Genomic DNA, 11929 nt, shown 5'->3' on the forward strand with positions numbered 1-11929 from the left:
ATACTAAAAAATTTCTTTCGAACTTTTATTTATTTTTTCATCAATAACTTAAAAATAAAAAATATTTGAAATGATTAAAAATAAAATTTTATTTTTATCTCTATTTTTTAAAATATTATTTCTTAATAATCACTTATCCAGTAATTAAATTAATGTATCTTTCAGCATGCTTACTATTTATTATGTACATAAAAAATTGCAATTTTGCAGGTACAAAAATGTACCTCACGCATGAAAGTATGTATTGCTGAAAAACCAAGCGTTGCTAAAGATATTGCCCAAATTTTGGGGGCTAAAGAAAGAAAAGATGGATATTATCAAGGAAATGGATATCAGGTAACCTGGACTTTTGGGCATTTATGTACTTTAAAAGAGCCTCATGATTATAATCCGAATTGGAAATTCTGGTATTTGGAAGATCTTCCAATTATCCCCACAAATTTTGGTATCAAACTCATATCAAATAAAGGAGTAGAAAAACAATTCAAAATTATAAAAAATCTGGTTTCCGAGTGTGACGAAGTAATAAATTGCGGAGATGCGGGACAAGAAGGAGAATTAATTCAACGGTGGGTATTATTAAAAGCCAAATGTAAAGTCCCTGTAAAACGTTTATGGATATCGTCTTTAACAGAACAGTCTATCAAAGAAGGATTTGAAAATCTCAAAGACTCTTCACTATATGAAAATCTATATTCAGCAGGTAGTGCTCGTGCCATTGGAGATTGGCTTTTGGGAATAAATGCCACTCGATTGTTTACTAAAAAATTTGCTTCCAATAAAACTCTACTATCAATTGGAAGAGTTCAAACACCTACCTTGGCCATGATTGTACAACGGCAGAAAGAAATTGAATCTTTTATTATTGAAGAATATTGGGAATTAAAAACTATCTATAAAGATGTTGAATTTAACGCCGATATTGACCGTTTAAAAACTGAAGAAAGAGCAAAAAAGGGATTAGAGTATTTACAAAAATATCCGTTTGAAATAATTTCTTTCGAAAAGAAAGAGGGAAAGGAAAAAAATCCAAGATTGTTTGATCTTACTTCTTTACAAGTCGAAGCAAATAAGAAATACGGTTATTCTGCAGATAATACCTTAAAATATATACAAAGTCTGTATGAAAAAAAGTTAGTTACATATCCTCGGGTAGATACAACTTATCTTTCTGAAGACTTATATCCAAAAATTCATGGAATTCTTTCCAGCATGAAATATTATGAAACCCTTATTTCTTTTCTTTTAAAGAATCCTATTCCTAAATCCAAAGCTGTATTCGATGACACCAAAGTAACCGATCATCATGCGATCATACCCACCGATGTATCGCCGGAAGGAATTTCATCTGATGAAAAAAAGATATATGATTTGGTAGCTCGAAGATTTATTGCTGCATTTTATCCAGAATGTAAGATTTCTAATACTTTGGTTACTTCAAAAGTTGGCGAAATCCCATTTAAAGCTAGTGGAAAACAAATTTTAGAACCTGGTTGGAGAATAATATATGAGCAAGATAAAAAGAATGAAAAAGAAGAAAATTTAATTCCTGTTTTTCAAGTCGGAGAAAGCGGGCCTCATAAACCGTTTATCCACCAAGGCAAGACTTCTCCACCTAAATATTATACGGAAGCCTCTTTATTGAGAAGTATGGAAACAGCCGGAAAGCAGGTTGAAGATGAAGAAATGAGAGAAGTATTAAAGGATAATGGAATTGGTAGACCATCAACTAGAGCAAATATCATTGAAACCTTACTTCATCGAAAGTACATTGAAAAAAAAAGGAAAAATATATATGCTACTCCAACAGGAATGGATTTGATAGATACTATACAAAGTGAATTATTGAAGAGTGTAGAGCTTACCGGACTTTGGGAAAAAAAACTTAGGTTAATTGAAAAAGGCACCTATTCTTCCGATCTTTTTAAAAAGGAACTCATAGAAATGGTAACTAATCTCACACAAGAAGTTAAAAATAGCCAATACCGTAGAATCTCAGTACAAGATAAAAAGAATGTAGAAAATAAGAATATTCATAAAAAATCAAACACTAATTCACAATCTGTGGAGGAATTGTTATGCCCTAAATGTAACGCTCGTAAGTTAATAAAAGGAAAATCTGCATACGGATGTTCCAATTATAAAAATTGTGATTTTACCGTTCCCTTTGAAATATACGGTAAAAAATTGTCTTTAAAGCAAATTTCTGATTTAATATGTAAAGGTAAAACTTCAAAAATAAAAGGCCTTACAAATCCCGAAACCCATGAGAAAACAGAAGGTATTTTATCTTTTGATAAAAATTTCGGAATAGTATTTGAATAATAGTTGAAGTATTAGTTGATTATATTATTTTAAAATTTAATTTATTTTTACAATCTTAATTAATTTTATTTTTTATGGGTTTTATAAAAGAATTTAAAGATTTCGCCTTACGTGGAAATGTTGTCGATATGGCTGTTGGTGTAATTATCGGTGGTGCCTTTAATAAAATTATTACTTCTTTAGTGGAAGATATTATTACTCCTTTAGTTCTGAATCCTGCCCTTAAAATGGCAGATTTAACAGATTTAGCTAAATTAACCATTCCGGGTACAGCTATTAAGTACGGTAATTTTCTTTCTACATGTTTATCTTTTATAATTATAGCTTTTTGTCTATTTACCATGATTAAAGTAATTAATAAGCTTAATAAGAAAGATGAGAACAAAAAAGAACAAGATAATACACCAAAACCACCTTCCCAAGAAGAATTACTAACTGAAATAAGAGATTTGCTTAGAAATAAATAAAAAAAATCCTAACAAATGTTAGGATTTTTTTTATTAAAATTATTTTTTAAAATCTCATGCCTAATGTTAACACAAAATTATTTTGTGTATTATTAACTTTTCCAAAATAGGGCTTATTCAAATCAAGATTTACATTTGATCCATCAACTGTATAAAAATCACCAGATAGAGTCGTATGATAATCTGTTTTTATATTTTGATATCCTAAATCAACAAAAAACACCCCTATATCGTATCCTACACCAAAAGACAATTTATTTTTTTCTCCAGCTAAATAGTTTTTTACATATACCGGACTTGAATCATTATCCCATACACCGGCTATAGATTGATCTTTTATTGGAGAAGAGGCATAAGCATATCCAGCTCTTAATTTAAGTTCTTTGAATCTATATTCTAACCCTGCACGATATTCTTGAGAATTTCTAACATAATTATTTACAAAGTTATTGTTAAGTCTATAATCTACATCTCCTTTAAACTCCATATCCTTATTGAAATAATTAATAAAATCAAAATTAAATGCCAAAGAATTATCATCATCAAAAATATTTGATGCAAAGGCACCACTCAAAACAATTTTTCCCGGGGACACATTTTTATAACGATCATAATATATATAATCTTGGAAAAATTGTCCTTTATCATTAACACTATACACCCATCTATAATCATCCATATCAGACCACCAAATCGGAGTATGATAAGCAGCACCTAAACGTATTTCAGGTGTGATCTTCCCTATTACCCCTACATTTAATCCGAAACCGTTTGCTTCTTGACTATAAGGAGTTAATTGTTCATCAAATCTCATATATTCTCCGTCAACAGTGTTTCTATGACCGTATTCTGAGCTCCTATCAACATTTAAATAATGCCAATCAAAACCAATACCGAAATAAATTTTATCCATATAATTGGTAGCAAAACTCAATTTCAATTTTGATTTATATCCATCAGTATATTGATCGTAATTAGCCATCTCATAGGTCTGATTTACGTTATCTTTGTTAGGAAATAAATAATTTATTTTTGAATTGCGTGAAAAATACACATCATTATCTACCCTTTGGTAAGAAAAATTTACTCCAAAATTTACTTTAAGCAGATCTGATTCATCCCCCAATGCTAAAGCAATCCCCGCTGCGGGAACATTAAAGTTGGTATCTGTATTGGAATTTACACCATTACCCATAGTAGCTTTATTCTTATTTGACAATACACCCATCGAAATATTAGCTACAGAATTTCTAAAAATACCTAACCCGGCAGGATTGGTCTCTACAGCGCTTAAATCTCCTCCTAAAGCACCCATAGATTCTCCCATACCAATATATCGTGCTGTTCCTGAAGTATTATTGGAATTATCTCCAAAAATATTAAAAGCATCTGAAACGTCATTTGGATAAAATTGGGTTGTCTGAGATTTCACTGTCATGACTAATGATGAAAGAATAAATCCATATAACAATTTCTTATTCATAATTTGAGTTTTTTATTATTTATTATCTTCGACCTCCAATAGATCCTCCACGACTTCCTCCTCCAATAGATCCTCCACGACTTCCACTACTTATGGAACCTCCTCCTATTCCACCTCGACTTCCTGAGCTTGGAACTTGATAGGTTGGGGAAGACATACGCGTGGAACCGGAATCATAATTTCTAGATCCTCTTGTTACTCCATTAGATCTTGATCCATTTGAATTACCTATAGTATTTCCTGAATTCCCTTGTGTTGTCCCTACATTATTTCTAGATCCTCTTATTCCTCCGTTAGATCTCGATCCGTTTGAATTACCTATAGTATTTCCTGAATTCCCTTGTGTTGTCCCTACATTATTTCTAGATCCTCTTATTCCTCCGTTAGATCTTGATCCGTTTGAATTACCTATTGTATTTTCTGAATTCCCTTGTGTTGTCCCTACATTATTTCTAGATCCTCTTATTCCTCCGTTAGATCTTGATCCGTTTGAATTACCTATAGTATTTTCTGAATTCCCTTGTATTGTCCCTATATTATTTCTAGATACTCTTATTTCTCCGTTAGATCTTGATCCGTTTGAATTACTTATCGTATTATTCCTTGAACCAGAAACTATACCTGAATTATTTCTTGAAATAGCCAAATCGTTGCCTCTACTTCCAGAAATAATCGTATTTCTATTATTTTGTCTTTGTATACCTTGAATTTGCCTTGAACGGGATGTTCCATAAGACCTAGATATGTATGAACTTCCTCTATAACTATTTAAATAAGCCGATCTTGAACCATAACTAGGATAGTATCTTGAACAACACCATCCATTATTCCAATAATGATGATGAGGTCTCCAATACCCCGGATAGTATCCCCAAGATGGCCCCCAGTAAGAAGGGTAATCCCAGCCAGACCAACCCCAGCCAATTGATACACCCCAGTTCCATCCATAATAAGGTCTCCAATAACTTCTCCACCCCCAATACGGATCGACCCAATAATTAGAATAATAAGGACCGTAACCTCCATAATAATAATTATTTACTATAGTAACATCATCGTCTCCCCAATTGTCTTTACTGTAATTGTAAGTATAAGACCGATCTATTTGCTCACTATAATGATTGGTGCTATTTGTACTAATATCTTCAGAAGAATCATTATCATCATACAATAAGTCACTTGCATTAGAAGTAGGATCTATATATTTCTTTCCTATGCGTACTTCAGTAGAATTTTGGCTCTCAACGGATGATTTTGAATCGTCATCGTATACATAATCGTAAGACGCTTGTTGCTTTTTTTTCTTTTTATTTTTGTGAGTTTTATGAGAATAATATACGCTATCCTCACCGGCATATGAAGTTTGACCTACGTAACATGACGTTAAAAAAACTGACACTATTAATAGAGCACATACTTTCATGAAAACTCGTCCTAAATTACAACTGATATTCTTCATGATATTTTTTTAGTAGTTTATATATTTATTATACTTTTGTTCTTAAATCATTTTGATTCACAAAAGTCATACCAATTTAAGAAAAAACAAAGGTCACAATTGTAAGGTGACTAAATAATTTAAGTATGATAACAGCAAATTAAATATAAGTTTAAAACATTAGAAAAGCAATATGGCAACACTTACATCAAGAGAAGATGATTACAGTAAATGGTATAACGAACTGGTAATTAAGGCAGACATGGCTGAAAATTCGGGGGTTAGAGGATGTATGGTTATTAAACCGTATGGTTATGCTATATGGGAAAAAATGCAACATCATTTAGATCAAATGTTTAAAGATACAGGACATGAAAATGCGTATTTTCCTTTATTTATCCCTAAATCTTACTTATCTAAAGAATCAGATCATGTAGAAGGATTTGCCAAAGAATGTGCTGTGGTTACTCATTACAGATTAAAAAATGCTCCTGACGGTCATGGGGTGGTAGTAGACCCGGAAGCTAAATTAGAAGAGGAATTGATTGTAAGACCCACTTCTGAAACAATTATATGGAATACTTATAAAAATTGGATTAAATCTCATCGTGATTTGCCTATTCTTATTAATCAATGGGCCAATGTGGTTCGTTGGGAAATGAGAACCCGACTATTTTTAAGAACTGCAGAGTTTTTATGGCAAGAAGGTCATACGGCTCATGTATCTAAAGAAGAAGCTATAGAGGAAGCAGAAAAAATGTTGAAAGTTTATACCGAATTTGTAGAAAATTTTATGGCAATACCTGTAATACAAGGAGTAAAATCTCCGGCCGAAAGGTTTGCCGGTGCGGAAGAAACCTATTGCATTGAGGCAATGATGCAAGACGGTAAAGCACTACAAGCGGGAACTTCCCATTTTTTAGGACAGAATTTTGCCAAAGCATTTGATGTAAAATATCAATCTAAAGAGGGGAAACAAGAATATGTATGGGCTACATCTTGGGGGGTATCTACACGTCTTATAGGGGCTCTGATTATGTCCCATTCTGATGATAACGGCTTAGTACTTCCTCCGAAAATCGCTCCAATTCAAGTAGTTATTGTACCTATACATAAAACCGAAGATCAATTAAATGCTATTGCCGATCTGGCTTACACGCTTAAATCTCAACTTAAACAAATGAATATCAGTCTTAAATTTGATGACAGAACTGAATACAAGCCGGGATGGAAATTTAACGAATATGAATTAAAAGGGGTACCTATACGGATAACCATAGGCCCGAAAGACCTTGAGAACAGACAAGTTGAAATTGCTCGTAGAGATACTTTGGAGAAACATTTGCATTCTGTTGATGGATTGGCTGAATATATCCAAAGCCTACTACAAGATATTCAACAAAATATTTTTAATAAAGCAAAAGAACGTAGAGATTTATTGATAACGGAAGTAAATACGTACGACGAGTTTAAAAAAGTTTTAGATGAGAAAGGAGGATTTGTTTCTGCACATTGGGATGGCTCTTTGGAAGTGGAAGAAAAAATTAAAGCCGAGACTAAAGCAACTATTAGATGCATCCCTCTAGATGCTAAAGAAGAAAATGGTGTATGTATTTACTCCGGAAAACCTTCCCAAAGAAGAGTTTTATTTGCTCGAGCTTATTAATGCTTATTTAGCTGTTGTAATTTCGCATTTTCGAAAAAATTTTAAATGAGATTTTTATTAATTAAATAAACATAGAATAATGAATTGCCTTAATTGTATTAAGGCAATTTTTTTAAGAATAATTGACTAAAAAATATTACATAAAACACAATAAATTTTGAATTCATTTTTATATACACTCGGAATTTACCTTTTAGGTATAGGCATGAAAATTGCTTCTTTTTTCCATCCTAAAGCTAAACTTTGGATACGAGGAAGAAAAGGAGTCTTCCAGAAAATAGAAAGAGAAATTTCTCACAATGACCTTGTTATTTGGATGCATGTGTCTTCTTTGGGTGAATATGAACAGGGACTTCCCCTACTTATTGCTTTAAGAAAAAAATTTCCTGAATATAAGTTAGCGGTTAGCTTTTTTTCCCCTTCCGGGTATGAAGTAGTTAAAAATAAATGCTTTGCAGATTTTTTGTTTTATTTACCTTTGGATACACCTTCTCAAGCAAAAAAATTAATTGAACTTTTACACCCTTCTTACACAATTTTTGTAAAATATGATTTCTGGTATAATGTATTACAAGCTCTTATTAGTAAAAACATACCGACTATATTTATATCCAGTGTATTCCGTCCAGATCAAGTATATTTTAAGCCTAGAGGAAAATGGTTTGTTTCAATATTAAAAAAAGTTACGCATTTTTTTGTTCAGGACAATAACTCAAAGACATTATTAAATTCTATTGACATTCAGCAGGTAACCATATCAGGAGATACGCGTTTTGACAGAGTTAAAATGCTTCTTAAACAAAACAATTATTTAGATTGGCTTTCTATTTTTAAAGAAAATAGTACTTTAATAGTTGCCGGAAGTACGTGGAAAGAAGATGATGAACTTTTAAAAAACTTTATTAATTCAACTTTCTTCACTAATTGCAAAATACTTATCGCGCCTCATAATATGAATGTTGATTACTTTCAAAGATTAAGAGCTGAATTTATACCAAAGACGCTGTTATTTTCGGAAATCAAAGATAAAAATCCAGCGGATTATCAAATCTTAATTTTGGATACCGTTGGAATACTAACAAAAGTTTACTCATATGCAGATATTTCTTATGTAGGCGGTGGTTTTGGGAAGGAGGGGGTTCATAATGTATTGGAACCTGCTATTTTTGCTTCTCCCGTTATTTACGGCCCTATTTATGATAAATTTATTGAGGCGGTTGAATTGCTTCAATATGGTGGAGCAGTAATTATACATAATCAAAATAAGTTTAATGAAATTTTGGTTGAACTGCTGGCCAATAAAGAAAAAAGAATAATTATTGGTGAGAAGGCAAAGGAATATGTTATAAGCAAGCCTGATTCTGTACAACTTATTCTTGATTATTTTGACAAGATTCAATAATTCTATAAAGCCAATTATGGATATATAGTTTTTTAAATAGATAAATTTAGAGCAAATATAAACCTCTGTTCTTACGTAGTTTGATATTTAATAATCTAACTATTATAAAGATAATAACTTGAGGCTATAAAAATTCCAGCCGTTTCTGTTCGTAAGCGATTTTCACCCAAACTTACTCCGATAGAGCCCATTGAATAAAGTTCTTCTACTTCCTTTTTAGAAAAATCACCTTCGGGACCTACTAAAAGAGTTATTTCTTTTTCTTTTTCTAAGACTTCTTTTAGTGAAATTTTATTATATTCTTTGTAACAATGTGTTAGGTATAATTTTGTTTGAGAAGATTGTATAAAGTTTTTAATAGAAGTTAGTGGAAATACTTCAGGAAAAATTGTTCTTAGGGATTGTTTACATGCGGTTTCTACCTGCTTTTTAATTTTATCAATATTTAAAATTTTCCTTTCTGAATTAGCACACAATAAAGGAGTAATTTTGGAAATTCCTAGTTCTACGGCTTTTTCTATAAAAAATTCAAATCTGTCTAAATTTTTAGTAGGAGCTATGGCAATATGCAATCCATTATGAAATGAAAGAGAGGTTGAATATGTTTCTATAATTTCTACCTTAACTCTTTTTCCCAATATTCGTAAGTTTCCCTTTAAAAGCGCTCCCCTTCCATCCGTGACATAAATTTCATCTCCCTCTCTCATTCTTAGCACTTTAATAATATGGTGTTCTTCCTCTTCCCGAAGTTGTACTTCGTTTTGATTTATTTCTCCGATAAATAATCTCATGCAATGTGCTTTTATAAAACAAAGTTATCTATTTATAATTGAAATTAAAGTCTTGTGTGGATTGATCGAAAATTTTTAATGTATTTTTAACGGATAAGGGGTGACTTTTTTATGGATTATTTATATTATTGATTAAATCTATAACTCAACTGATAGTATTAAAAAGAGAGACATAGTATGCCTCTCCTTCTTCTCTATTAGAGATTAAATAAATTTTAACTTTCTATGTTGTTATAAAAGGCCTAGGTCAAATTTAGCTTCTTCACTCATCATATCTTTATCCCAGGTAGGCTCAAAAGTAATTTTTACCTTTACTTCTTTCACCTCATCTATAGCACTTATTTTTTCTTCTACTTCCATAGGAAGTGTTTCAGCTACCGGACAATTGGGAGTTGTTAAAGTCATCAATATTTCTACATCTCCTTCGGTGCTTATTTGTATATCATAGATCAGACCTAATTCATAAACATCAACCGGAATTTCTGGATCGTAAACGGTTTTTAATTTCTCAACGATCTTTTCAGATAACGATTGAATTTGTTCTTCTTTTAATGACATGTTAACAAAATTCTGCGTAGGCTTGTTTTAAATTTTCAGCAATCAATTCCGGCGAATGACCTTCGATATGATGTCTTTCTAGGAAATGAACCAATTCTCCATCTTTAAACAAAGCTATAGAAGGTGATGACGGGGGGAACGGAGCCAAATGTTCTCTAGCTGTTTTTACAGCCTCCACATCAAATCCTGCAAATGCTGTTGTTAAATGATCGGGTTTTTTCCCCTCTCCCTCTACTGATAATAATACTCCAGGACGTGCTCCTCCTGCCGCGCATCCACAAACCGAATTAATAATCAATAGAGTGGTTCCTGGTTTTTTTAATGCATCTAATACTTTTTCTGATGTATTTAAATCTTCAAAACCTTTATTTGTTAATTGCGCTTTCATTGGCGCTACCATTTCCTCTGGATACATATATTCTGTTTTCTATTTATTTTTATGCAAAAATAATTAATGTTTATGATTATTACAAATGCCCTATCTTTGGCAGAGGAATTCTTAAAATTTTACTTATATCAAAACTGTCATTAATGTTTATGCTGTTTATTAGCATTAATGCGGAATATGTTTATATGAATCAAAAATATTCAAAAGAAGAACATTTAAAGGGTTACAAACTTATTAAGCATTTGTTTGAAAAAGGAAATTGGTATAATAAATATCCTTTAAGAATCATTTCTTGTGATTCTCCTGAATCCATACGATTACATAAAGTAGGTGTGTCAGTATCTAAAAAATGTTTTAAGCATGCTGTGGACAGGAATAGAATTAAGAGGCTGTTACGTGAATGCTATCGGTTGAACAAATTAGAATTATATAATACTTTTCCTACCCCACATTTATTCATGATAATCTTTTATGGCAAAGAAATCCCTACCTATAAAATTTTAAGTAAAAGCTATTTGCGTTTACTTGAAAAAATAAAATCTTCTTAATTATTTATTTGGATTGTACTAATTTCTTTAAACCTTTCACTATAAATATTAGCAGTATACCGAATATTGCTAATATAGAGCAATAGAAATATTTATCATTAGGATCAGTTGTTAATTCATAACTATAATTAATTTGCGTTGCATTAAAAACGATTATCAGTATAAAAGCAATAAGAGTTATATTTAAAAAATATTTCATCTTTAAATTTTTACAAATATACTAAATATGTTTTTTGTTTTTTATTGAGATACTTTTTCCAATAATGATGTTATATTTGCGGTAAATAGTTTAATGGAAATCGCTAGTAAAATTATCCCAAAAACTTTTTTCATTACTGAAATAACACCTTTTCCCAAGATCTGCTCTAGTTTTCCGGCATATTTTAAAACTAAGTAAACTACAACCATATTAAGGAGAATAGCAACAATGATATTTTCTGTATGATATTCTGCCTTTAACGCCAAGACGGCAGTTAATGCTCCGGCACCAGCAATTAAAGGAAATGCTAAAGGTACTATAGAAGCGGACTGTGGTTCATCGATCTTATTTATTTCAATACCAAGAATCATTTCTAAGGCTATCACAAAGAGAACCATTGCCCCGGCAACAGCAAAAGAATATACGTCTATTCCTATAAGCTTAAGTAATTTATCTCCTACAAACAAAAAAGAAATCATGATAGTACAAGCTACCAACGTTGTTTTTTTTGCTTGTAAATATCCTACCTTACTTTTTATGCTAACTATAATAGGGACACTACCAAAAATATCAATTATGGCAAATAAAACCATAAAACAACTTGCTATTTCCTGAATAGAAAAATGTACCGGCATATTTAAAATTTTAATTATAAAGAAATTTC

11 protein-coding genes are annotated in these 11929 nt (G+C 31.4%); 5 read left to right on the plus strand and 6 right to left on the minus strand.

Going from position 1 to position 11929, the window contains the following annotated elements; all coding sequences use genetic code 11:
• Window positions 1-231 precede the first annotated feature (231 nt).
• Both Q0T35_RS02050 and mscL read left to right on the plus strand, forming a co-directional pair.
• Window positions 232-2325 carry a DNA topoisomerase 3 gene (locus Q0T35_RS02050; protein ID WP_295840834.1) on the plus strand — a complete coding sequence of 698 codons (2094 nt, stop codon included), beginning with the start codon at window positions 232-234 and terminating at the stop codon, window positions 2323-2325.
• A gap of 74 nt (window positions 2326-2399) precedes the next feature.
• A complete protein-coding gene (mscL, locus tag Q0T35_RS02055) occupies window positions 2400-2792 on the plus strand; it encodes a large-conductance mechanosensitive channel protein MscL (RefSeq protein ID WP_295840737.1) in 393 nt (130 codons plus the stop codon).
• 46 nt (window positions 2793-2838) lie between these two features.
• Here the strand turns inward: mscL and Q0T35_RS02060 are convergent, their stop codons facing one another.
• Window positions 2839-4275, minus strand: a complete 1437-nt coding sequence (locus tag Q0T35_RS02060) for a hypothetical protein (RefSeq protein WP_293919266.1) — start codon at window positions 4273-4275, stop codon at window positions 2839-2841.
• Between the two features lie 22 nt (window positions 4276-4297).
• Entirely contained in the window at window positions 4298-5734 is a 1437-nt protein-coding gene (locus tag Q0T35_RS02065) for a hypothetical protein (protein ID WP_295840740.1), read from the minus strand.
• A gap of 172 nt (window positions 5735-5906) precedes the next feature.
• On the opposite strand from Q0T35_RS02065, the gene proS reads away from it, so the two are divergent.
• Window positions 5907-7379 (plus strand): proline--tRNA ligase, encoded by a 1473-nt coding sequence (proS, locus tag Q0T35_RS02070; RefSeq protein WP_295809584.1) that lies wholly within the window; start codon window positions 5907-5909, stop codon window positions 7377-7379.
• Window positions 7380-7536: 157 nt separating this feature from the next.
• Complete coding sequence (locus Q0T35_RS02075; protein ID WP_295840742.1) at window positions 7537-8781, plus strand: glycosyltransferase N-terminal domain-containing protein; 1245 nt, start codon at window positions 7537-7539, stop codon at window positions 8779-8781.
• A 95-nt stretch (window positions 8782-8876) separates the two neighbouring features.
• Here the strand turns inward: Q0T35_RS02075 and Q0T35_RS02080 are convergent, their stop codons facing one another.
• From Q0T35_RS02080 to Q0T35_RS02090, 3 genes are all read right to left on the minus strand, one after another.
• Window positions 8877-9572, minus strand: coding sequence for an RsmE family RNA methyltransferase (locus Q0T35_RS02080; protein ID WP_295840743.1), 696 nt, complete (start codon window positions 9570-9572; stop codon window positions 8877-8879).
• Window positions 9573-9803: 231 nt separating this feature from the next.
• Entirely contained in the window at window positions 9804-10130 is a 327-nt protein-coding gene (locus Q0T35_RS02085) for an SUF system Fe-S cluster assembly protein (protein ID WP_293917506.1), read from the minus strand.
• A 1-nt stretch (window position 10131) separates the two neighbouring features.
• Window positions 10132-10545, minus strand: a complete 414-nt coding sequence (locus tag Q0T35_RS02090) for a BrxA/BrxB family bacilliredoxin (protein ID WP_295809576.1) — start codon at window positions 10543-10545, stop codon at window positions 10132-10134.
• A 122-nt stretch (window positions 10546-10667) separates the two neighbouring features.
• On the opposite strand from Q0T35_RS02090, the gene rnpA reads away from it, so the two are divergent.
• A complete protein-coding gene (gene rnpA / locus Q0T35_RS02095) occupies window positions 10668-11066 on the plus strand; it encodes a ribonuclease P protein component (protein WP_293917508.1) in 399 nt (132 codons plus the stop codon).
• Between the two features lie 240 nt (window positions 11067-11306).
• Here the strand turns inward: rnpA and Q0T35_RS02100 are convergent, their stop codons facing one another.
• Complete coding sequence (locus Q0T35_RS02100) at window positions 11307-11900, minus strand: MarC family protein (protein ID WP_293917509.1); 594 nt, start codon at window positions 11898-11900, stop codon at window positions 11307-11309.
• Between the last annotated feature and the right edge of the window lie 29 nt (window positions 11901-11929).

The organism is uncultured Apibacter sp. (assembly GCF_946479295.1).
Taxonomy (GTDB): Bacteria; Bacteroidota; Bacteroidia; order Flavobacteriales; family Weeksellaceae; genus Apibacter.

Excerpts from the sequence above, each read along its gene's own strand:
- Q0T35_RS02050 (WP_295840834.1), top strand. The coding sequence starts at position 232 with ATGAAAGTATGTATTGCTGAAAAACCAAGCGTTGCTAAAGATATTGCC.
- mscL (WP_295840737.1), top strand. The coding sequence starts at position 2,400 with ATGGGTTTTATAAAAGAATTTAAAGATTTCGCCTTACGTGGAAATGTT.
- Q0T35_RS02060 (WP_293919266.1), bottom strand. The coding sequence starts at position 4,275 with ATGAATAAGAAATTGTTATATGGATTTATTCTTTCATCATTAGTCATG.
- Q0T35_RS02065 (WP_295840740.1), bottom strand. The coding sequence starts at position 5,734 with ATGAAGAATATCAGTTGTAATTTAGGACGAGTTTTCATGAAAGTATGT.
- proS (WP_295809584.1), top strand. The coding sequence starts at position 5,907 with ATGGCAACACTTACATCAAGAGAAGATGATTACAGTAAATGGTATAAC.
- Q0T35_RS02080 (WP_295840743.1), bottom strand. The coding sequence starts at position 9,572 with ATGAGATTATTTATCGGAGAAATAAATCAAAACGAAGTACAACTTCGG.
- Q0T35_RS02085 (WP_293917506.1), bottom strand. The coding sequence starts at position 10,130 with ATGTCATTAAAAGAAGAACAAATTCAATCGTTATCTGAAAAGATCGTT.
- Q0T35_RS02090 (WP_295809576.1), bottom strand. The coding sequence starts at position 10,545 with ATGTATCCAGAGGAAATGGTAGCGCCAATGAAAGCGCAATTAACAAAT.
- rnpA (WP_293917508.1), top strand. The coding sequence starts at position 10,668 with ATGCTGTTTATTAGCATTAATGCGGAATATGTTTATATGAATCAAAAA.
- Q0T35_RS02100 (WP_293917509.1), bottom strand. The coding sequence starts at position 11,900 with ATGCCGGTACATTTTTCTATTCAGGAAATAGCAAGTTGTTTTATGGTT.